The following is a 21,477-nucleotide window of genomic DNA, read 5'->3' as shown; positions in this document are numbered from 1 at the left end:
AATCTATGAAACCCGCCTCTACTCTGAGCTTTTATACACTGATCGTATTATTGGTTCTGGCTGGGGTCTCTTTGATCCTGCAGCGGCACTGGGTCTACGAAGTTCCTTTAATTCACGGTGAAACGCAGACGGTCTGGTCGGTTGAAGCCCTGGTCGAGTTTGAAGCCGGGGATCAGCCGGTGAAGGTGTCGATGGCGCGGCCCGCTGATCAGCCGGGATTCACCTTGCTGCGACAATCTGGTGCTTCGCCGGGGTATGGCCTTAACTTCGTAGACGGCCCCGACCCCCGCGCAGAGTGGACCATACGTCGCGCCAATGGAATTCAGCAGCTCTACTTTCAGGTGGATGTGCTTGAGTCGGACATGGCTCAGTCTGAAATTATTACACCGCCTGTATTGATGGAACCTGACTGGCAGGAGCCTTACCGCAGCGCTATTTACCGTCTCTCTAAAGACGCCTGGGACGCATCGTCGGATAACTTCAGCTTCGCCCGCGAGCTGATTAAGCGTCTGACGGAAGAAGAGTCACCGCAACATATTCAGTTGCTGAAGCGTGCATACAACGGTCGCTTGCCGAATCTTCTGGCAGAAGTACTGAATAACTCGTCTGTGCACGCCAGTGTCGTCTATGGTCTGGAGCTGGAAGACCGCCGTCGTCGCCAGATGCTGACGCCGTTATTGCGCGTCTGGGACGGTGACAGCAGTAAAGTATTCCGCCTCTACGAGATCAAAGACGAACGGCCTCTGGCGGATGACGAAGAAAAGCCGCTGTTGCTTTGGGAGCAGCGCGGCGCGCCTGTGCTTGATGTGATTGGTGGTGAAAATTCGCGTATTCGTTTCTCGATGCTGCGTCGCGAAGAGTCGACCTACTCGGCGCTGAACGATAGCCTGCCGCTGCAGTCTTCTCTGCTCAACTTCTCGATACATAGCCTGCCGGTGGCTGAGCAGGCGATGTTCAAAACCATCCTTCTGTTACCGGTGGGCGCTCTTGTAGTGTGCTTACTAAGAATTCTTGTGGGCATCCGGACCTCCGGAACTTTTATGCCTGTTTTGATTGCTATTGCCTTTATGCAGACTTCGCTCGGCACCGGCATCGTCGGCTTTATTCTTGTTGTTGCCGCAGGGCTGGTGGTGCGGGGTTATCTGTCCCGCCTGAACCTGCTACTGGTGGCGCGAATATCCGCGGTGATCATATCGGTCATCGCGATCATCAGTCTCTTCAGCGTGCTGTCATACAAGCTAGGGTTAACCGAAGGACTGAAGGTGATGTTCTTCCCAATGGTGATACTGGCCTGGACGATAGAACGTATGTCGATCCTTTGGGAGGAAGAGGGTGGCCGCGAGGTGATGATTCAGGGCGGTGGTAGCCTGATCACCGCCGTACTGGCCTACGGGGCGATGCAGCATCCATTGATTCAGCACCTGACGTTTAATTTCATGGGTGTCCAGTTCATCGTACTGGCGTTGATACTTCTTCTGGGTTCATACACCGGGTACCGGCTGTTTGAGCTGCATCGCTTTGCGGTACTCAAGCGTTGAAGTTTTTACCGTCACTTATTGCCCCGTGGGCACTGTCCCGCTTTGGTATGCTGGGGATGAACGAGCGCAACCGACGCTACATTGGTCGTTATAACCCACGTAGCCTGTTCCCACTGGTGGATAACAAACGTCTGACCCGTACCACACTCAGTTCGGCGAATATTCCCATGGCTGCTCTTATCGGGGTGGTCGATCAGCAGTCTCAGGTGAAAAAAATTGCCAGCCTGGTTGAAGGGCGTCAGGGGTTTGCGATTAAGCCGTCGAAGGGCAGTGGTGGCAAAGGTATTCTGATCGTTACTCACAAAGATGGTGATGAGTGGGTTAAAGCCAGTGGTGGGCGTCTGACGGTCGAAGATCTGAAACGCCATATTTCAAATATTCTCTCGGGCTTGTACAGCCTTGGCGGAGCAGCGGATGTGGCACTCATCGAGTCTCTGATCCATCAGGCACACCATTTTGATGACTACACCGTTGAAGGTGTCCCCGATATACGGGTTATCGTTTGCCGTGGATATCCGGTCATGGCGATGGTCCGATTGTCGACTCACGCGTCGGATGGCAAGGCGAACCTGCATCAGGGGGCTGTTGGTGTCGGTATTGATATCGCCACGGGTGAAGCTCTGGCAGCCGTTCAGCACGGCCAGTTATTAGAGAATCATCCGGACACGGGTAAGCACCTTGGAAAGCTGGCTATCCCTGACTGGGAGGCTTTGCTGGTGATGGCTTCCCGCTGTTATGACGTAACCGGGCTCGGCTATCTGGGGATTGATATCGTCGTAGACCGTGATCATGGTCCGTTGTTACTGGAACTGAATGCACGGCCGGGGTTGGCCATTCAGTTAGCAAATAATGCCGGTCTGTTGCCGCGTTTACGGCGTCTGGACAAACTGACGGCTGCGGATACGCGTCTTCCACCGGAAGAGCGCGTGAGACGCAGCCGTGAGTGGTTTGCTGATGAATCAGTCTTCGATAAGACTATCCAGTCCGGAGTGAAGCTCGCCAAGTGACGCCAGGTCACTGTAGGCTTTGTTCACATTCATACCGATTTTGTCTGCCACCTGAAGAGGGAAGCCGGCAACGATCTCATCTTCCGATAAGTTCTGGTCATGGGCCCTTTTCAGGTACCTGGCGATATAAATGATGCCCGCTTCTTTACTGTATTCTTCAGAGTTCTCAGGCAAGTACTGCTGGGCAATAGCGTTCTGAATGATTTCCGGGAATTTCCAGCGCTTGGCCAGTTCAGCACCTACATCGGCTGAGTTATAACCAAACTGACCGTTTTCTAATGTATGACGCTTCGACGAGCTCATGGCTTCAGTCTGGTCGATACTGGCGGCCTCTTTCGGGTAGAACATGCGGATAAGCAGGTTACCGACCGAATGCATCATGCCGCAGGTGAAGGCGGTGTCTTTGTCTACCTCGGGAGTAAATCCTGCAATCCACTTCGATAGTTCAGCGATGCTGAAGGCGTTTTTCCAGAAAGCATTCTGGTCGAATCCTTCGATTTTTGAGAATGCGCTGGTTACCCCGGATGCCAGCACCATAGTGCGCAGTGTGCCGAAGCCAAGAAGCATGACAGCATCCTGTGGCGTAGCAACAGTGCGTGGTACACCATAATGTGCAGAGTTCGCAAGACGGAGGACTTTGGCAGTCAGCGACTGGTCTTTAGCTACTTTGCCGCTGATGTCATCGATGTTCAGGGAGTGCTCGTCTCCTCTGAAGCTTTCCATCAGTTCCTGAACGACGCGGGGGATATGTGGGAGCTGCTTAGGTTCAGCGAAAATTGAGGCCATGTTCATAGTTATACTTCCTCTCGAGTAACTGCTGATAAGCATAGGCGAGGCTCCAAAATCTGCTTGTGATTCAACCGTTAACTTTCGTTAATGGTAAACTTCGGGGCCTCAAATACGCACCGGATCTGGAGAGTCGACATGCAGTCAAAACGTATTGGATTTATCGGTATGGGCCTGATGGGAGTGCCTATGAGCCTCCGGCTACATCGGGCGGGCTTCAGTGTTTCTGTCTGGAATCGCAGTCCGGATAAGTCCAAGCCACTGAAAGAGCATGGCGTACGGGTATGTGAACACTTACATGAGCTGATTTCAGGCTCCGACATCCTGATGACTTGTGTAACAGACACAAGTGCGGTGCGCGCCATTGTCGAAGGGCCCGGTGGAATAACAGAGCAAGGTCGTGATAGTCAGGTACTGATTGATTTTTCCAGCATCGACCCACAGGCGACTCGTGAATTGGCAGAGGCTCTGCTCAGTAAAACGGGTATCCGTTGGATAGACGCACCTGTCTCCGGCGGCGTTGCGGGTGCCGAGCAGGGCACACTGGCGATTATGGCAGGCGGTGACGCCGCGTTGATCGATAGTATGCGTCCTATACTCGAGCCTTTGTCACAGCGCGTCACGCACATGGGACCAACGGGGTCCGGGCAAGTCACTAAAATCTGCAACCAGATGATCGTCAGCTGTAATGTGCTGGTTATGGCCGAAGTTATGGCACTGGCTGAAAAGTCCGGCGTTGATGCGAAGCAGATACCCGAAGCATTGAAGGGCGGCTTCGCTGACTCTATCCCTCTTCAGTTGACCGGCCCACGGATGGCAGAGCGTGATTTTGATCCGGTAAAGTGGCATGTGAAAACACTGCTGAAAGATCTGGATATGGCAAACGCATTAGCGAAAGATTCCGCCAGCGCTGTACCTATGGCGGGGCAGGCGGCTGAGTTGATGCGTCTGCATGCTACGCAGGGCAGTGCTGAGCGCGACCCTTGCACCCTGATAGAAATGTACAGCAGCAAGGACGAAGAGGCATGAAGCTGACGGCGAACCTTTCACTGCTCTACACCGAGCTACCTATGCTGGAACGCTTTGCCGCAGCGGCTGAGGATGGCTTTACGGCGGTAGAAATCCAGTTTCCTTACGACACGCCGGCGGATGAACTCCGCAGAGCGCTCGATGACACAGGCCTTGAGTGCGTACTGATTAATATTCCCGCCGGAGACCTGATGTCAGGCGGAAAGGGGCTGGCTTGTGTTGCTGGTCGGGAAACTGATTTCGAAGCGGCCTTGGCCGAATGTGTTGAATACGTGCGGGTGTTGCGACCTCGTTACGTTAATGTACTGGCCGGTCGAGCTGCAGACGAAGAGAGATCTTCTGCTCTGGAAGTGTTGAGTAGCAATGTGCAAAAGGCGATAACACAGCTGGCGCCATTGGGAGTTCAGTTGACACTCGAGGCGATCAATACCTTTGATATGCCGGGCTTTCTCATCTCTTCTTTTGGAGACATGAGACGCTTTACCGAAAGTAGTGACGGGGATATCCGAATGCAGTTTGATATCTACCACATGGCGCGGATGGGGGAGCCTGTAGAATCTCTGCTGACGACCTATGGTGCTCAGTTGGGTCATATCCAGTTTGCCGATGTGCCAGGTCGGCACGAACCCGGGTCTGGCGAGTTGAACTTTGAGCGCCTGTTTGCTGCCGCGGAGCAATCTGGTTATCAGGGCTGGTATGGTGCTGAATACAGACCGGAAGATACTACCTCCGCAGGACTTGGGTGGATGAAAAAGTATCAGAACAGGTCGAACTGATCGTCTTTGCTGCCGCGTGGGGGAACCGGGTCAGGCTCTGAAGGTGATTCAGCCTCTGGCGGCTGCGACTCTGCCGTCTGGCCTTCGCTTTCGTTGGCGGTAACTTCAGCGGCTTTCTGTGCTTTTTGGGCATTCTCCTGCGCGATCTTCTCTGACAGAGTATCTGCCAGAAACAGGTCGAGCTGGGAAATGTCTGTTTCTTCTTCGGTAACTTCTTCGCCCGGCCCCGCCAATATTTTCAGGCGACGTTTCTCGCAAAGATTAATAATAAGTTGCTGTTGAAACGGAGTGAATTCATTCCAGTGGAAACGTTCTTTGCGGGAACGCAGGCAGCCTTTGCAATAACCCTTGTTATTGGCTGTGCAGACACCCCGACATGGGTTAGGAATTGTGAAGAGTTCACCCTGATCTAACATAAACAGACTTGTCTTTGTTTTGTCACAGAGTACCAGCATTTGGGCTGGTGTCGAGCGGGAAGCTCTGGGGAGGAAAATGCGGGCCCGGAATCAGACCGGGCCACAGCAATTATTCGGCAGGAGTTACGTTTTCTGCCTGAGGACCTTTCTGACCCTGAACCACTTCCATGGTTACGGCCTGGCCTTCTTCCAGTGAACGACGGCCATTGCCGTTGATTGCACTGTAGTGAACGAAAACGTCTTTTCCGGAATCCTGAGCGATAAAGCCGAAGCCTTTCTCGTCATTGAACCATTTGACTGTGCCTTGAACTAAATTTGCCATACTTTTTTCCTGAGATATTGTGCTGATTACATCAGCGGGCTTGCTATGTTACGGCATTAGTCAATCACTGGCCGGGGCTTCCGGAAGGTCTTTCTATAATGCCCTTATCGACCAAGATGCTTCATAAATTCATATGCTGCACTCGTCAATCGGCCTCCCCAAAAACGAGAGACGCGGTCATAGTATCCCAAGATTCCGTGCATACCAAGCGGTTACTGAGGAAATATCCCGTGGTAAAGAGGCCTCTTTGTATAAGTTTTGTATTAATTGTCGTCTTTGCTCAAAGCGCGTCGGATCTGACGTTCAGTCCGCCATTTCCAGAAGGCTGCCAGAACAGCACCAGCGATATTCTGCCAGACGCTGAATAGAGCGCCGGGTAGGGCAGTCAGAGGGCTGAAGAAGCTGTTGGCCAATGCGACGCCGAGCCCTGAGTTTTGCATCCCTACTTCCAGTGCAATGGTCCGCGCTTCGACTTCGGTGTTACCGTTCCAGCGTGCAATCCCGTAACCCGCGAGCAAGCCGATTAAGTTGTGCAGGACGACGGCCAGAATCAGCGAGTGACTTATTACCGCCAGTTCATCAGCATTGCTGGCAACGATCACTGCAATGATCAACAGAATGGCTCCGGTCGCGAGTGCCGGCAGATATTGGCTGACGCTTTTCTGAATGGCAGGTAGCCAGCGATTAACCAGAACACCGGCGCCCACGGGGAGAACAACGATCTTAGCGATCATCAGCAACATGCCGACGGTGTCGATATCAATGATACCGCTATGGGCCAGCTCTTCTGTGTAATTACGTCCGTAGAATGCAATCAGAAACGGCGTCAGGAATACGCCCCATAGGGTGGATGCCGTGGTCATGGTGACAGAAAGTGCGACATCGCCCTTGGCGAGAAACGTCATAACATTGGATGCTGTGCCACCGGCGCATGCGCCAACGATGATAAGCCCAACAGCGACTTCCGCGGGCAATGCAAAGAGAAGTGCGAGTCCCCAGGCGATGAGAGGCATTAGTCCAAACTGTAGAATGATCCCGAGGGCGACAGGCTGAGGCTTTTGCCAGATACGTCTGAAGTCGCTGAAGCGCAGCGTTAGCCCCATAGAGAACATAATGATGGTCAGAAGCGGTACAATGGCGCCGGTCAGCCCAAGCAATGGCTCAGGACTTTGCCAGGCCAGAAGACTCACGATAACAGCCAGAAATGGAAAAGCGCGCTCGGCATTAAGCATAGTAATGTCTCCGGTATCAGGTGGGCGGTTATATCGGTAATTGTGTACAGGTGCAAGAGCGCCTCCAGCCTCGAACCTGAGCGCTGCGACAGAAAATTTTTTAACTTTCGGTGTTCCTAAGGAGCTATTTTGGATATTCAGTTCAGCGATAAAACCCCGGTAGAGCGTTACCACTTACTGGTGCAGTCAGTGATCCCACGTCCGATTGCATGGATATTGACTGCCGAGGAAGACGGCGGTCTGAATCTGGCTCCGTATTCTTTTTTCGCGCCTGTATGCTCGGCGCCACCGACTCTTGTCGTCTCCATTGGTCAGAAGTCCGCAGGGACTGAAAAAGACAGTTACCGTAATCTCAAACGCTCGGGTTGGTGCGTCGTCAATATCGCCGATGCCAGCCAGGTGGATTCGTTAAATATGAGTTCAGCGACACTGGCTGCCGGTGTCAGCGAAACCAGCAGTTTTGATATCCCTGTCGAGCCGCAGGAAAACTGGCCGCTTCCACGGGTGGCCGCGGCTCCTGTTGCTTTTCTCTGTCGCTACCAGCAGCAAGTTGATCTTGGCGCCGGGCCTCAGCATGTTGTCTTTCTTGAGATTGAGAGAATGTTTATTGATGAAGGTGTGGCTGCCGACGTCGATGGGCGTCTCAAGCTGGATTCTGAGTTGCTGAATCCTCTGGCGCGGTTGGGCGGGGCTGATTACGCTGCCCTTGGTGAGCGAATGGTTCGTCCGCGCCCGGAGTGAAACTGCAATTAGAAAATGTGTGGCTACAAGCAAAAACGCCGGATTAATAATCCGGCGTTTTTTCTTTAATCGACCTGAGTAAGCGGGATCATCCGAGCATCCCGTGCCTTACCGTAGGCTCGCATCCGCCACAAGCAGAGGGCAATGAAAGCTACGCATCCGGCAATCCAGCTTACCGCAGTTGCTGGCGTACTGCCAAGCTGTCCCAGTTGGTAAACGATGACGGCCGTTGTATATGCCAGGCCGGTGCTCCAGCCAGTCACAAACAGCATCCAACGCATGCCTGATTCACGTGCCATCGCCCCGAGGGTGGCTACGCATGGCGTATACAGCAGTACGAACACCAGATATGAAAAGGCGGCCCACTGGCTAACAAACAGCACTTCCATGGTATTGAAGGTCGCATCCTGAACGCCTTGCTCTTCACCCTGATCTGCGCCGATAAGAGAAAGGCCCAGAGGGTCGAGCAGCGCGTCAGCAAGGCCGGCAAGATTATCAGGAATGGTCATTGTCGCTTCCGCCAGACCGCCCCAAAGGTCGTATTCTGTAGCCTCTGCTTCAGCAGGCGAATAAAGCGCATCCAGTGTACCGACGACGGCTTCTTTGGCGAAAATGCCTGTGATAATACCGACGGTTGCAGGCCAGTTATCTTCCTGTACACCGAGCGGGGTAAAGGCTGGTGTGACTGTGCGGGCGATGCTGGACAGTATTGATTTGTCACTGTCTTCATTACCGAAGCTACCGTCAGTACCGAAAGAATTCAGGAAGCTGAGGATGACAACCACAGTGACGATCGTTTTACCCGCGCGCAGAGTAAATGAGCGCAGACGCTCCCAGGTTTTCAGCAGAACGCCCTTCACCGTTGGAATATGGTACGCCGGGAGTTCCATAACAAACGGCGTCAGCTCGGGTTTAAAGAGGGTATTTTTCAGTGCAACGCCGGTCAGCATTGCCATCACAATCCCCAGAATGTAGAGGCCGAAGACCATCAAGGCTCCATTTTCGCTGAAGAAGGCCGCAGCGAAGAGAGCGTAAACACTCAGGCGGGCACCACATGACATAAAGGGTGCCATCGCAATCGTTAGCAGGCGGTCTTTCTCAGTATCCATAGTGCGCGCAGCCATCACCGCCGGTACGTTGCAGCCGAAACCCACGATCAGAGGAACAAAGGATTTTCCGGGCAGGCCTACGCTGCGCATCAGCCGGTCCATAACAAAAGCGGCGCGCGCCATGTAACCGGAGTCTTCGATGACAGAAAGGAAGAGATAGAGCCCGGCAATCACGGGGATAAAGGTAGCTACTAGCTGGACACCACCGCCGAGGCCGTCGGCGATCAGGGTCGATAACCACTGCGGCGCGCCGATGCTGTCCATGATTTCGTGAGTACCATCAACGAACACAGTCGCAAAGGCGATATCAAAAAAGTCGATAAAAGCTCCGCCCACATTAATAGCGAACAGGAACATCAGATACATCATGAAGAAGAAGAAGGGGATGCCAAGCCAGCGGTTGAGAACCCAGGCATCAATTTTTTCAGTGATTGATCTACCCTGGCTACGGATCGTGAGGGCATCTCTGAGAAGTACTTCAATGCTTCTGTAACGGCAGTTGGCAATCAGCACGTCGATAGGCTGTGCGTGAGCTTCTTCGAGCTTAGCTCTGAGTTCGGAAGCCAGCTGTGCCGTTTTTTGGCGGATCTCGCTGTCGAGAGGCTGTAATGAATAGACATCACACTCAAGCGCTCGAAGAGCAGTCCAGAATGGGTTCGTCACGTGCCCTTGCAATTGCGCCTGAAGTTCATCAATGGCGACATCCAGATCTTTATCCGGTCGTACCATCGGAGTTGCGACCGTCGGATGTTCAAGCTTATGGGCGATGGTGCGGCAGAGCTCCGGAACCCCGACATTGTCTGAGGCAACGATTGGCACAACAGGGACACCTAAGCGTTGCGACAGGACCTGACAGTCGACGTGAATACCTTCGCGCTCGGCAACGTCGATCATGTTGACTGCGCAAACCACAGGCACGCCCATGTCGAGCAATTGTGACGTCAGAAACAGATTGCGGTGCAGGTTAGTGGCATCAAGAATATTGATAATCAGGTCAGCTTCGCCGCTCAGAGCAAATTCCCGGGCGATTTTTTCGTCCGTCGAAAGCTCTTCATCATGACTGTCGAGAGCGTAAGTGCCGGGCAGGTCGACAAGCGTATGCTGGCCGTTGCGAAGGGTGAGTACACCTTCTTTTCGGTCGACGGTTACGCCGGGCCAGTTACCCACTTTCTGACGTGAGCCTGTCAGCGCATTAAAAAGAGTGGTCTTACCGCAGTTCGGGTTACCGATGACACCGATGGTCGCGCGTTGAGTCAAAGTAGATCTACCTCAATGATGGCTGCTTCTTGTTTCCGCAGGCTGACAGATGCACCACGTAACTGAATCTGAATAGGATCGCCGAGTGGCGCCAGGCGCATAACCTGGACTTCGGCACCGGGCATGACACCCAGCGCGAGGAGTTTTCGCCGAAAGTTGGTTTCAACGGCCGAGAAACCTGTGATCGTGGCTTTGGCGCCAACGCTTGCCTGATCCAGTGTGGTACTGGTCATGAATTCTGATCTCGGGAAATGGTGCTTAATGATAATTCTTATCATTAGTGTAAGCAAGCCGGAGCCTGATGTCCTTAAAGCAGACAAGACTTTACAGAGCGGAATATAGAAATACTACTTCGCGAATATTTTAATATATTTGCCTTAAACCATTTATTCGGTAGTATGGCGCACCCTATATATCAGCGGGCATATATATCCAATATGTCTGCAAATGATAGAGCACCCCTATAATATCTTTTAATCAGAGGTTACCGCGTGTCTGTATTTGATCAGGACATTGATAAAAAAATTCGTCAGCACCAACAGCAGATTGCTGAACTGGAGCAGTTGAAGAAAGATCAGGAAAAAAAGATCGAAGGACTGAAAGAGTTTGATGTAGCGATCAAGCGTTTGTGCAACCAGAACGCTCTGACTGAAGACGAGCTTTATGTTTCCCGCTCTGAGCAGATTGAAGCCTGGTTGGTGGGTATGGCAAAAAGCGAATCGCCATCGTCTATTTATAACAACCTGAAGCGTCACTTCGAGAAGACGCTGAATCGCGAAGCGAAGAAAGGCGACAAGAAAGCGTCTTCACTGCCTAAGCCTAAACTGGCTGTAGGTACATATCGCAATCCAGCGACTCAGGAAAAAGTCGAAAAGATTAAGCGTAACCCTCGTCAGCTTGACCAGTGGATTGACGAACACGGTATTCAGATTGTCCGCACCTGGAAAATTGACTGAGCACCGTCGTTAAATAAAAAAAGGGCACCTTATTCAAGGTGCCCTTTTTTTATTGGCGCTTTATTGAGAGGCGCTGTATTTATAGCCTTATGCTATCCGTAAACGCAGTGCACGTTTGCTGACATCAATTTCCTGCACTTCGACTTTCATTGCCTGGCCAAGAACAAAGCGCGCTTTGTCGTTGCTGTGAGCAATGGTTTTGCTGTCGAATTTCCAGCCGCCTTTGGTTTTGCGGCGGTCGATGACACCGTCGATACCAGAATCGTTCAGGCGTACTGTAATCGAGCTGCTGTTCATATGAACAATGGTCGCATCGTAGAGTGTGCCTTCTTCCTGACGGCTCAACCATTCAAGTTTCAGCCACTGCTCCGACAGGTTAGAGGCCATACGTGCGCGATTCTGACGGTCCTGGATGTTACTGAGCTGTTCGTCAGTAAACGCAGGCGGCGTTTCGTTATTCAGAAGTGCACGGACAGTGCGGTGAATCAGCAGGTCATTGTACTTGCGCAGCGGTGAAGTGAAGGTGGTGTAGCAGCTGAAGCCGAGCCCCATGTGAGGGGAGCCTTCGCGGCCAAATACGCTGCGGTCCATCTGGCGACTCAGAATTGTACGCAGAGGCAGGTCAGTTTCTGCTGTGGTGGCTTGCTGCAGTAACTTAACGTAGCTTTCGAGTGTTGTGAGGTCTGGCTTTTGCTCGAGGCCCAGTTGTTCTTTTAACAAAGCAGCGGCTTCGCCGAGGCGCTCGGTACGGATACCGCTCTGCTGAATAAACATACCGGCGTTCTGGCTACGGAGCCACTCGGCAACGCTACGGTTACAGACCAGCATGCACTCTTCGACCAGCTTGTGCGCAGCATTGCGCTCGATGCGTACAATCTCATCGACTTTACCTTGCTCGTTGAGCACAAGCTTGTAGTCAGGGCGGTCTTCCATCACCAGACAATTAGCCTGGCGCCACTGGTTCAGTGCGCGGGCGCAATCTGCGAGGTGCAGTACGGGACCGTGCAGTTCGGCTGGAATGTCATCACAGCCGCTGTCGATCAGCTGAGCAACCTGAGAGTAGGTAAGTTTGGCCTTGCTCTCGATGATCGCGCTATGCAGCTTGGTTTCTTTTACACCCGCGTCAGCATCGAGGCGAAGCTCTGCCACCATCGCCAGACGTTTTTCTCCGGCCTGCAGTGAGCTGAAGTTTTCAGACAGCTCAGTTGGAAGCATAGGCACGACGCTGTCAGCAAAATATGCTGATGTCGCACGTTTCGCTGCTGCATCTTCCAGAGCTGACCCTGCCTGAATCAGTGCGTCAGGGTCGGCAATAGCCACCCATAATGTCCAGCCATCGCTGTGAGCTTCTGCAAACAGAGCATCATCGATATCGCGAGTGCCTGCAGAATCGATCGTGACGAAAGGCAGATGAGTAAGATCGGTGCGTTCAGCGGCCTGAGTTTCAATCTGGCTGGCATCAATCTCATTGACGGCCTTCACTACTTCTTCACTGAATTCGTTATCGAGACCAAAGCGAGCCTGCATAAAGAGACGTTCGATATTAGGCGTTGTCTCTTTCCCTATGATCCTATCTATGCGTGCCTGGGCTTTTCCCTTAGGGAAGGGATGGCGGGTCAGTGTCGCTGAAACGAAGTCACCGTCTTCAGCGTTCAGGCGATCCTGTGGGGGAACGAAGATCCAGCGGTTCAGTTTGTCGTGGTCCGGGTCAATAAAGTGACCTTTGCCGCGGACAATATAGCGGCCACAAAAGGTCTTCAGTTCGGACTCGAGCAGCTTTTCAATGATCGCCTGCTCTTTATCATCGCCAGCCGGTTCGACCCGGAAGTCGATGGTATCGCCCGGTAAGACTTTTTCCATTTCGTCGGGGGAAAGGAAATAGCTCTTCCCTTCATCGGTGCCGACAAAGCCGAACCGACCGTGGCTTCCACGCACCAGGCCTTTATAGCGAGGGGTGTTATCGTGGATTTCCTGCTTCAGTTGTTTCAGCTGCGTAAGTGCGTTCTTATCAAGCATCCGGAGGGACTCTGGTCTCAAAAAGCGGCAAGTTTACTGGAATTGTGTCCGGGCTTCGAGTACTCGTCGCCTTCTGATCCGGATCTCAGAGTTTCACTTATGCACGATAGAGTGTGACGCGGCGGAATTCGTCTAATTCATCCAGATCAGGAACGGTAAAAGAGTCGAAGGCCGAAACAGATCGGTAGGGTGGAAAGTCGAAGTTTCTGATCCGGGAATCGGCAACTAGCACGGAGGGTGCCTTTTCTCTGAAGACATCAAGAAATGCCAGATTTGCGCGATCATAAAGTACATCGGCAGCGATCAGCAGGTCAGCATCTTCCTCCAGCGTGAAAATATCGTCATGCAGTTCAATTGTCACCTGATTGAGTTTTGCGTTGATCGCGCAGGATTCCAGGGCATCCGGGTCAATGTCGCAGGCGATAACCCGTTCAGCACCGACCATGGCGCAGGCAATGGCAACCACGCCGGAACCTGCGCCAAAATCGATGACGGTTTTATTGCGCACCCATTCTGGGTTATCGAGAATGGCCCGGGCGAGAACCTGACCACTGGCCCAGCAGAAAGCCCAATAGGCTGGGTAAGCCTGAATCTGTAAAATTTCTTCCTGAGTAAAGGCTCGTCTCATGGATTCGGGTTCAACTAACCACAGAGATATCTCCGGGCATTGGGGCAACTGTTGGGTAGTGACCTGTGCCTCCGAATGCATTTTCTGAATGAGTTTGTTGAGCTGATCACTCATGGCCAGCTCGCTCCGGGCGAAGGTTGATCGTTTGCCCGGGGCAGGCTATCTGATACCCGGCTTTGCTCAATTCGGCCCCTGCAGATTCATCAGCGTAATGGTATAGCGTCAGGCGTTGACAGATATCCGGGCGGTATTCCCGGGCGAGATCAGCGAGCCCGGTATGAGAGGGGTTGGGGTCAACACCGCAGTCGTGGAACAGCTTTTCTTCGGTGCTGACCACGTGATGAAGTAGTTCAGGCACAGGGCGGGTATCTCCGCTGTAGAAAAAGACGCCGGGCAACTGCAGTGCAAAGCTGGAACCGGGGCCGTGATGGCGTGTCGGATAAATACGGAAGTCTTCCTCGCCATAGCGGAAAGCATCAGAGACCGGACGTAATTGAAATGACTGCCAGAAGTCGTGGTCTCCTTCGGCCATCTGCCCCGGGTAAGTGGCCAGTCGCTGATGCAGCAGAGTAATCAGTGATACGGGAACAAACAGTGGAATGGGGGGCGCATTCCTGAGGCGCGCCCGTACCGTGAGAATTTCAAGGTCAGCAATATGGTCGAGGTGGCAATGCGTCAGAAATACTGCTGATGGTAACTGCCCGTTATAGTGTTCGGCATAGGTGTTCAGAGTGCCGGGGCCGCAGTCAATTAACAGCAGTGGGCTGCCGTTTTTTTCCAGTACGGCAGCCGATGAGCCCACCGACAGGTTGCCACCGCTGCCTGTACCGGTGAAGAATAGTGAATATGATACGGAGTTCCGGGTCATGATACTCAGCCAGTTTTTCAGGAGGTTATCGCTGATGTGGCGTCCGAAGTTAATGCAGATACCAACAGCACTGGAGGCTTTGCCGGGGCGGAAGGAAGCTATACCGGTCGAGCCTGAACATTTTGTTAATGGTCGTAATATTACCGGGCCTTGTCCACCGGGCCTGAAAGAAATTATCGTCGGAATGGGCTGTTACTGGGGTGCTGAGCGACTTTTCTGGCAGTTGCCGGGGGTGGAAGTCACCTCTGTTGGTTATGGCGGAGGTCATACCCGCAACCCGACGTATGATGAAGTGTGCTCTGGCCATACAGGGCATGCCGAGCTGGTAAGAATTTGGTTTGATCCTGCGGTAATACCCCTGGAAGCCATTCTTAAAGTCTTCTGGGAAAATCACGATCCTACTCAAGGCATGAGACAGGGTAATGACGTGGGTACGCAGTACCGCTCAGCACTTTACACGGACAGTGATGATGATCTTGAAATTGCGAAGGCAAGCCGTGATAAGTACCAGCAATTACTGAGCGCCGCGAGCTACCCTGAGATCACGACTGAGCTGCGCTCGAACGTAAGCTATTTCCTCGCAGAAACGTATCATCAGCAGTATCTGGCGAAGAATCCGAACGGCTATTGCGGCTTAGCGGGCTGTTCTGTCGGTTTTCCAGAGGCGTGAATATCAGCGCATGAAATCAGCCGGAGAAGCTTCACTGCAATGGTTTGATGCTCACTGCCATTTCGACTTCGAGGTGTATGAAGGCCGTCGGGAAGGCGACTGGGCGCAGGCGAGTGCTGCAGGCGTTGCGGGTGTCATGATTCCCGGTGTCAGTCGCGCTCTGACAGAAGCTTTGATGAAAAGACCGTCGCAAGGCTGGAATCAGCATTGTCTCGCAGGTCTGCATCCATACTGGTGTCATGAACACCACTCCTCTGATCTCAACTTTCTTGAGCAGGCGCTTAAGCAATTGAAGTCAGCAGCCGTTGGTGAGGCAGGGCTGGATGTTCATCTGGCCAAGTCAGGTCAGGTAGCTATGGAAACTCAGTGGCAATGGCTGCAGCCGCAAGTCGAGCTGGCGGAACACTTGCGGTTGCCACTGGTATTGCATGTCCGGGGAATGCACGACGAGCTGTGGTCGTTTCTGCGTCGCCGGAGTTTCTCGTATGGCGGCCTGGTACATGCGTTTTCTGGTAGTGAGCAGCAAGGGCGCCGCTGGCATGAGCTGGGCTTCGCTCTCGGAGTGGGAGGGGCCATGACACACCCTCGTGCGCAGCGCCTGAGACGCACGCTTACGGCCTTGCCCTCTGAGGCTCTGCTACTCGAGACCGATTCGCCAGATATGCTTCCCGCATTCCTGGGTGGTCGGGTCAATGTTCCGGCGATGATTCCGCTTTACGGTGCCATCTTAGCGAGGTTGCGCAACATGGACTCCTTGTCTGAAATTGCCCAGATTCAGCAGCAGAATCTGTACCGGATTTTTCCTTTGCTTGCGGTAAATTCGTCTGAAAACTCAGCTTTTAATAGTCTTAAGGACTGACAATCCGACCGAATGAAAGGGGCTGAAAAGATCCCTTGCTGGGCATGTTTCAGAGGCGTAGCTTGGTTCGCCCGGTCTCTTAAATACGCCCGGATTAGTCCCCGGACCAGACTTCAGTAAAGAGGCCTTAACCAACGCCGCGAACCCGTCAGGGAGGGTTGTTATGTTCTCCAATCACATGTTCGGTCTGTTGTACGATGCGCGCCGCGAGTGGCGCGAAATCAGCCGTGAACCCGAAGAAACCATTACTCAGGTCTACGTTAAACACGCGCTACTGCTGGCGATGATCCCGCCGTTTGCTCTGTTCACAGGAACGACCCAGATGGGCTGGAGCTTCGCAGGGCAGGATCTGGTATTCCTCAGTATCGGCAGTGCTGCAGCGATTGCAGTGGCATTCTATATCAGCCTCTTGCTGGGGCTGGCTTTGATGTCATTTATTATCCACTCTCTCGAGCATGCCTTTGGCACAACCACCAGCTACGAGCGATGCCTGCTACTGACGGTCTATACCGCAACGCCGATGTTTCTTGCCGGTGCAGCTGGATTCTTTCCTGTGTTCTGGTTCGACGCCATCGTTGTCGGTATTGCCGCAATGTATAGCCTCCATCTGCTGTTTACCGGTGTTCCTGTGTTTATGGACATCCCTGAAAGTAAGGGCGCTATGTTCTCTTTCATGGTTATGACAGCAGGCATGTGTATGTTGGTTGGAGGTATGGCGATCACTGTCATCCTCTGGGGGCTGGGAATGAGCCCTCAGTATATTTTGAGCTGAGTTCCTGCCGCTGAATTATCCGTTTATCGCTTTCGCCTGAAAGCGGTTACACTGCTTGCTGATGTTTTGATTAGTGGCAGTGTGACGTGCGTTTTTTCGCCTGTATTTTTTGCAGTGTGCTGGTGGTTGAAGCGCCTGTTCTGGCCAATGAGCTTCCTTCTGATTTTGATGAAATGCCAGCGGACCTGCAGACGGTTCTGCTGGATTTTTTGTCACCGGATCAGGCTGAAATCTGGGGTGAGGATGCACGCCAGTCGGGCACACACACGCTCGTCCGTTATCTGGATGACTACCACACTCAGGTCGAGGTCGATTTTGCCGGTGGTCAGGTACGTGTAGAAACCCGGGGCGGGGACGAACCGCTGCAGCAGTTGCGCCAGGCAATTGTGAGTATCCTTCTTACCCCTGCCGACCCTCGGCTTGTAGACCTCTATACCGCAGCTGATTTTGGTCTCACTGGCACTCCTTTTCTTTTAGGTCAGGTCTTAGATCAGGAAGGCAAAGAAGTCGGTACACAATGGCGGGCACAACGGTTTGCCGATTATCTGATTCGCCAGAAAGTGAATAAGACAGGGCGCGGTTATCGGGTTCAGATCTCCATGGTGCGCCAGCATGAGGTGGTCGCAGCACGCGGTGTTGCCGAGCAGGTTCGATTCGCTGCGCAGAGATACCAGATCTCTCCCGCACTGATCTACGCAGTGATCGAAACAGAAAGCAGTTTTAACCCATTCGCGGTTTCACATGCTGGCGCGTTTGGTTTGATGCAGGTTATGCCCCGTACCGCCGGCCGGGATGTTATGCAGAAAATCTATCGTCGCGACACGGTGCCGGGGCGCTCCTTTCTGATGGATACCAACAACAATATTGATTTCGGTACGGCCTATCTCTCCATTCTGCGGGATAACTATCTGCGTGGTATTGAGGATCCGGTAGCGCGCGAGTACTGTATGATCGCAGCTTATAACGGCGGTGCCGGGCAGCTGCTGAAAAGTTTTCACCGGGACCGCAAAGAAGCGATGCGGCGTATTAATCGCCTATCTGCAGCGAAGGTTTATCAGCATATTGTCAGACGCCATCCAAAGGCAGAAACCCGCAACTACCTGAAAAAAGTCACTGAGAGAAAACGCAAATATGCCTCCCTCTGAAAACACCCCTTTTGCGCGTGAGCTGGAACAGCTGACTGCGTCTCTGGCCTTGCCGGGCGCACGTTTGTCCCGGCGTTGGTTGGATAACGAACTGCTGGCGCTGTGGCTGTTAGAGGTTGATGATCATCTCAGTCTTGATACTCAGGCGATTGGCCGTTTCTGGCAGCGTTTGCCCTTCTGGGCCTTCGCATGGGCAGGTGGGCGAGCACTGGCCAGCTACATCGCCAACAATCACCATCTTGTTGAAGGGAAGCGCGTTCTCGACTTTGGTTGCGGCTCCGGCATCGCCGGAATAGCCGCGGGCATGGCCGGAGCCAGTGAAGTCTGGGTTGCCGATCTGGACCCTAATGCCTTGATGGCGACCCGGGTGAATGCCGCATTGAACGGAATTGATGTGCACGTGGTCTCAAACGGAGAGGACTGGCCTGAAGTCGATGTCGTGCTGGCGGCGGATGTTCTGTACGATATTTCGAGCAGCGACGATCTTCGTGCGCTGACTTTATCTGTCCCGGAATGGTTGCTGGCAGAGTCGGAAAAAGTAGCGCCGGATTTTGTCGATCTTCAGTGCCTGGACTCAATCGTAACATCGACGTTACCTATGATTGGTGATTTCGATGAAGAGGTTCAGATTGGCATTTATTGTCGGAACCACCAGGTAATACTTAATTGATACTAAGGATAAAAAGAATGCGATTTTTTACTCTTCTGGCGGCGTTAACACTCACTGTGCCGGCGTATGCTGAACTTACTAAAAGTCAGGTAGAGCGCTGGGTGGCAAGCCTTGAACCCGTGCAACACTGGATTGAAGAGAATCAGGATAAGGTCAACAAACAGGATCTTATGAAGCCCGGTAAAGGCGGAATGTCAGATATGTTCGACAACGCCCTGACTGAGCTGGAGAAGGCCGGTATTGCGGATGACTTTGAGTCTGTCGTAAAGAAGCAGGGCTATGATTCCTCAGAAGCCTGGGCGGATGACTCAGGTGAGATTACGCTGGCGTACCTGGCAACCACCATGGAAGGGAAGATTCCAAGCCGCGCAGCAATTGAAAAGCAGCTGAGTCAGGTCGATGCCAGCCCGCTGCCTGCCGCGCAGAAAAACATGATGCGTAACATGCTTGAAGGCACGTTGTCGATGATCAGCGAAGTTGAAAATGTACCCGCAGGCGACAAAGCACTGATTCAGCCCTATATTAAAAAGATTGAACAACAATTTGGTCACGCGCACTGAAGGACGGGGCGTGGATACTGACCGGAGATATTTCGATCAGATAAGGGGCTGCTGATGAGCTATCGGACCGTAGGTGACATTCTTGAGTTCAGCGAAGGGCTGCATCGACACGCTTCTGCTTTGTACGAGCGGTTGCGTGACGACACCCAGCGTGAGCGCGTGGATATGATGCTTAAGTTGCTTGCTGATCACGAGCAGCGCCTGGCAACCGCACTTGAACGTTACCGCGACGGAAACAAAGCAGCAATACTCAGCGAATGGCACCAGTTTGAAGCGGCGGACGTCGCCGACATAGTGATGGATGCAAGAGAGCTACACATGGATATCAGCGTCACTGAACTGGTTCAGCTGGCGTTAAAAGTGGACGATTATCTGATTTCGGCGTATCAGCAACTCGCGGCCGATGCATCATCGGCCGAAGTCAGAGCACTGTTTGAGGATCTTGCCAATCTTGAGCAGGCAGAAAAGATCAGCGCCGTGCGAGCGGCGCTGTCCGTTGATGACTGGTAATCAGTCGGCATTCTCTTCTTCAAGCACCTGAGCAGTGCCCGCTAATTGTTGACGGCGATAGGCGGCAGGGGTAACTCCAGTCCACTGTTTGAACGCTCGTTCAAAACCTCGACGGTCAGAAAAGCCCAGGTCCAGTGCCAGCTGCTGTACATCCGTGCGTGCGGACTTTAATGCCACTTTCGCTTTTTCGAGGCGAACCTCGCGAACCAGGGTCGAGAACTGACAGCCTTCTTCCTGTAAACGGCGGGTCAGAGTACGGCTACTGGTGCTCAGTAGTTCAGCCACGGCATCTTTTGTCATCGGCACAGTTTCAGGCCACTGATACAGAATGTGCATCACTCTCTGGCTGAAAGTCTTGAGGTTACTGAACCTCGCAAGTGCTTGCTCAGCCTCACTCCGTAGCATTGAAAACAGCTGTGGATTCGCATACGCGAGCGGGCTGTCGAGATGCTTACTGGAAAAGCTTACCCAGTTCTCCGCCTGATTGTATTGCACAGGCACATCAAAGAACCGCTGCAGACGATCTTTATGCTGAGGCGGTGGGTGCCGGAATCCGAGACCCTGTATCTGATAGTAGCTTCCACCGATCGCCTGGCCAGCCGTATGGATGCCCGATGCGATAAATTCAGAGCGCGTCTGGCTACCAAAAGGCGTACCCTCGGTGACGTAGAACACGATTTTGATGGAGTCCTGGCCGATAAAGAAGTCCGGTGCCCGGCTATCACTGATTAGGGCGTAATAACGGCGCAATACCGCTAAAGCTTCTCTGCCGGTCTGGCAGCTACTGATCAGGAACCCAAGCAGATAAAAACTCGGCGTCTCAAGGCGTTGGCCTGCGGACAGTCCAATCGCTGGATCGTCGAGGAGGCGGGATGCCTGCTCAAGTAACTGATCAAAATGGTTGATCGAAATACGCTGTGTTGCACTGGTGACTGATGGTGCGTCCAGACCCAGGGAACCCAGCAATTCTCTGCTGGAGATGCCTTTGCTCTCCAGTAGGCGCAACAGGGGCTGTAATGCCGCCGTCGTCATAGTATTGGCTGGACTAGTGCTCATAGGGTTCAGAATGTCTTTTTATTTTTCTTATTTTTGTCGGTGCCGATACAACCTACCTGAAGTGGCGCATCTGACCCGACTCTGAAAGTGTAAGTTATCACCAACCTGCGATTGCACCAATAGCCGTTGAACAAAAAATCACCGATTTGTCATAATTTTCCTGTCTCTGGCACCATTTGTGTCATCGGTGTTGACACATGATGGTACCGGGCGTAATATGCGCAGCCTCTGTCGCGGGGTGGAGCAGCCTGGTAGCTCGTCGGGCTCATAACCCGAAGGTCGTCGGTTCGAATCCGGCCCCCGCAACCAACAGACTTAATACTGTCATCAGGACATGTTCAGATTGTTGGTTACAGCAACTCAAACCTTACTGCTCAAGAGTTGCGTTTTTGTCAGAGTTATGTCGCGGGGTGGAGCAGCCTGGTAGCTCGTCGGGCTCATAACCCGAAGGTCGTCGGTTCGAATCCGGCCCCCGCAACCAACTTAAAAGACGATCGCAAGGTCGTAAGTTTAGATAAACTTTAAATTATCTGATGTCGCGGGGTGGAGCAGTC

Annotated in this window: 23 protein-coding genes and 2 tRNA genes; 15 read left to right on the top strand and 10 right to left on the bottom strand. The window is 52.9% G+C overall.

Annotated elements, in window-relative coordinates; genetic code table 11:
• The first annotated feature begins 5 nt into the window (after positions 1-5).
• Together B3007_RS02455 and B3007_RS02450 are read left to right on the top strand one after the other, a co-directional pair.
• Positions 6-1,538, top strand: coding sequence for an inactive transglutaminase family protein (locus tag B3007_RS02455; protein WP_301377983.1), 1,533 nt, complete (start codon positions 6-8; stop codon positions 1,536-1,538).
• Positions 1,535-2,545, top strand: coding sequence for an alpha-L-glutamate ligase-like protein (locus B3007_RS02450; RefSeq protein WP_301377982.1), 1,011 nt, complete (start codon positions 1,535-1,537; stop codon positions 2,543-2,545). The genes B3007_RS02455 and B3007_RS02450 overlap by 4 nt, the downstream gene beginning before the upstream one ends.
• On the opposite strand, the gene B3007_RS02445 is transcribed toward B3007_RS02450, so the two are convergent.
• Positions 2,498-3,337 (bottom strand): HDOD domain-containing protein, encoded by an 840-nt coding sequence (locus B3007_RS02445; RefSeq protein WP_301377981.1) that lies wholly within the window; start codon positions 3,335-3,337, stop codon positions 2,498-2,500. The genes B3007_RS02450 and B3007_RS02445 overlap by 48 nt on opposite strands.
• Before the next feature lie 132 nt (positions 3,338-3,469).
• Here B3007_RS02445 and B3007_RS02440 point away from each other — a divergent pair, with 132 nt between their 5' ends.
• Together B3007_RS02440 and B3007_RS02435 are read left to right on the top strand one after the other, a co-directional pair.
• On the top strand, positions 3,470-4,360 hold the full coding sequence (locus tag B3007_RS02440; RefSeq protein ID WP_301377980.1) for an NAD(P)-dependent oxidoreductase: 891 nt from the start codon (positions 3,470-3,472) through the stop codon (positions 4,358-4,360).
• A complete protein-coding gene (locus tag B3007_RS02435; protein ID WP_301377979.1) occupies positions 4,357-5,136 on the top strand; it encodes a hydroxypyruvate isomerase family protein in 780 nt (259 codons plus the stop codon). The genes B3007_RS02440 and B3007_RS02435 overlap by 4 nt, the downstream gene beginning before the upstream one ends.
• Here the strand turns inward: B3007_RS02435 and B3007_RS02430 are convergent.
• The 3 genes from B3007_RS02430 to B3007_RS02420 all read right to left on the bottom strand — a co-directional run bounded on the left by B3007_RS02430 (position 5,118) and on the right by B3007_RS02420 (position 7,106).
• Positions 5,118-5,552 carry a DUF1289 domain-containing protein gene (locus B3007_RS02430; RefSeq protein WP_297533208.1) on the bottom strand — a complete coding sequence of 145 codons (435 nt, stop codon included), beginning with the start codon at positions 5,550-5,552 and terminating at the stop codon, positions 5,118-5,120. The two genes, B3007_RS02435 and B3007_RS02430, sit on opposite strands and share 19 nt — an antisense overlap.
• A gap of 109 nt (positions 5,553-5,661) precedes the next feature.
• Positions 5,662-5,874 (bottom strand): cold-shock protein, encoded by a 213-nt coding sequence (locus tag B3007_RS02425; protein WP_068435608.1) that lies wholly within the window; start codon positions 5,872-5,874, stop codon positions 5,662-5,664.
• 263 nt (positions 5,875-6,137) lie between these two features.
• Entirely contained in the window at positions 6,138-7,106 is a 969-nt protein-coding gene (locus B3007_RS02420) for a bile acid:sodium symporter family protein (protein ID WP_301377978.1), read from the bottom strand.
• A gap of 129 nt (positions 7,107-7,235) precedes the next feature.
• On the opposite strand from B3007_RS02420, the gene B3007_RS02415 reads away from it, so the two are divergent.
• Entirely contained in the window at positions 7,236-7,847 is a 612-nt protein-coding gene (locus B3007_RS02415) for a flavin reductase family protein (RefSeq protein ID WP_076513947.1), read from the top strand.
• Between the two features lie 65 nt (positions 7,848-7,912).
• Here B3007_RS02415 and feoB read toward each other — a convergent pair whose 3' ends face one another.
• A complete protein-coding gene (feoB, locus tag B3007_RS02410; protein ID WP_301377977.1) occupies positions 7,913-10,213 on the bottom strand; it encodes a Fe(2+) transporter permease subunit FeoB in 2,301 nt (766 codons plus the stop codon).
• Positions 10,210-10,446: a FeoA family protein gene (locus B3007_RS02405; protein WP_301377976.1), complete on the bottom strand. Its 237-nt coding sequence runs from the start codon at positions 10,444-10,446 to the stop codon at positions 10,210-10,212. Before B3007_RS02405 ends, feoB begins: the two co-directional genes overlap by 4 nt.
• 258 nt (positions 10,447-10,704) lie before the next feature.
• Between B3007_RS02405 and B3007_RS02400 the strand changes: the two genes are divergently transcribed.
• A complete protein-coding gene (locus B3007_RS02400) occupies positions 10,705-11,169 on the top strand; it encodes a hypothetical protein (protein ID WP_068442244.1) in 465 nt (154 codons plus the stop codon).
• Between the two features lie 87 nt (positions 11,170-11,256).
• Here the strand turns inward: B3007_RS02400 and B3007_RS02395 are convergent, their stop codons facing one another.
• From B3007_RS02395 to B3007_RS02385, 3 genes are all read right to left on the bottom strand, one after another.
• A complete protein-coding gene (locus B3007_RS02395) occupies positions 11,257-13,185 on the bottom strand; it encodes a VacB/RNase II family 3'-5' exoribonuclease (RefSeq protein WP_301377975.1) in 1,929 nt (642 codons plus the stop codon).
• A 97-nt stretch (positions 13,186-13,282) separates the two neighbouring features.
• Positions 13,283-13,927, bottom strand: a complete 645-nt coding sequence (locus tag B3007_RS02390; RefSeq protein ID WP_297533202.1) for a class I SAM-dependent methyltransferase — start codon at positions 13,925-13,927, stop codon at positions 13,283-13,285.
• A complete protein-coding gene (locus B3007_RS02385; RefSeq protein ID WP_297533201.1) occupies positions 13,920-14,681 on the bottom strand; it encodes an MBL fold metallo-hydrolase in 762 nt (253 codons plus the stop codon). The genes B3007_RS02390 and B3007_RS02385 overlap by 8 nt, the downstream gene beginning before the upstream one ends.
• A 34-nt stretch (positions 14,682-14,715) precedes the next feature.
• Here B3007_RS02385 and msrA point away from each other — a divergent pair, with 34 nt between their 5' ends.
• From msrA to B3007_RS02350, 7 genes are all read left to right on the top strand, one after another.
• The gene (gene msrA, locus B3007_RS02380) at positions 14,716-15,351 is read left to right on the top strand and encodes a peptide-methionine (S)-S-oxide reductase MsrA (RefSeq protein ID WP_301377974.1); all 636 of its coding nucleotides are present in this window, start codon (positions 14,716-14,718) and stop codon (positions 15,349-15,351) included.
• A 10-nt stretch (positions 15,352-15,361) separates the two neighbouring features.
• Positions 15,362-16,210: a TatD family hydrolase gene (locus tag B3007_RS02375; RefSeq protein WP_301377973.1), complete on the top strand. Its 849-nt coding sequence runs from the start codon at positions 15,362-15,364 to the stop codon at positions 16,208-16,210.
• A 163-nt stretch (positions 16,211-16,373) separates the two neighbouring features.
• Positions 16,374-16,982: a Yip1 family protein gene (locus tag B3007_RS02370; protein ID WP_068442231.1), complete on the top strand. Its 609-nt coding sequence runs from the start codon at positions 16,374-16,376 to the stop codon at positions 16,980-16,982.
• A gap of 86 nt (positions 16,983-17,068) precedes the next feature.
• On the top strand, positions 17,069-18,127 hold the full coding sequence (locus B3007_RS02365; protein ID WP_301377972.1) for a murein transglycosylase domain-containing protein: 1,059 nt from the start codon (positions 17,069-17,071) through the stop codon (positions 18,125-18,127).
• The gene (locus tag B3007_RS02360) at positions 18,114-18,797 is read left to right on the top strand and encodes a class I SAM-dependent methyltransferase (protein WP_068442229.1); all 684 of its coding nucleotides are present in this window, start codon (positions 18,114-18,116) and stop codon (positions 18,795-18,797) included. Before B3007_RS02365 ends, B3007_RS02360 begins: the two co-directional genes overlap by 14 nt.
• Positions 18,798-18,814: 17 nt before the next feature.
• Positions 18,815-19,357: a hypothetical protein gene (locus tag B3007_RS02355; RefSeq protein ID WP_068442226.1), complete on the top strand. Its 543-nt coding sequence runs from the start codon at positions 18,815-18,817 to the stop codon at positions 19,355-19,357.
• Positions 19,358-19,411: 54 nt separating this feature from the next.
• Positions 19,412-19,867 (top strand): hypothetical protein, encoded by a 456-nt coding sequence (locus B3007_RS02350; RefSeq protein ID WP_068442222.1) that lies wholly within the window; start codon positions 19,412-19,414, stop codon positions 19,865-19,867.
• Here the strand turns inward: B3007_RS02350 and B3007_RS02345 are convergent, their stop codons facing one another.
• Complete coding sequence (locus tag B3007_RS02345) at positions 19,868-20,923, bottom strand: AraC family transcriptional regulator (protein WP_301377971.1); 1,056 nt, start codon at positions 20,921-20,923, stop codon at positions 19,868-19,870.
• A gap of 232 nt (positions 20,924-21,155) precedes the next feature.
• Here B3007_RS02345 and B3007_RS02340 point away from each other — a divergent pair.
• Both B3007_RS02340 and B3007_RS02335 read left to right on the top strand, forming a co-directional pair.
• Positions 21,156-21,232 (top strand) — tRNA-Met (locus tag B3007_RS02340).
• A gap of 95 nt (positions 21,233-21,327) precedes the next feature.
• Positions 21,328-21,404: transfer RNA gene (locus B3007_RS02335), tRNA-Met, on the top strand.
• The last annotated feature ends 73 nt before the right edge of the window (positions 21,405-21,477 follow it).

This window comes from Thalassolituus sp. UBA675 (assembly GCF_002297765.1).
Lineage (GTDB): Bacteria > Pseudomonadota > Gammaproteobacteria > Pseudomonadales > Oceanobacteraceae > Thalassolituus.
The sequence above is the reverse complement of the archived record's forward strand: the minus strand, read 5'-3'. Positions and strand labels throughout refer to the sequence as shown.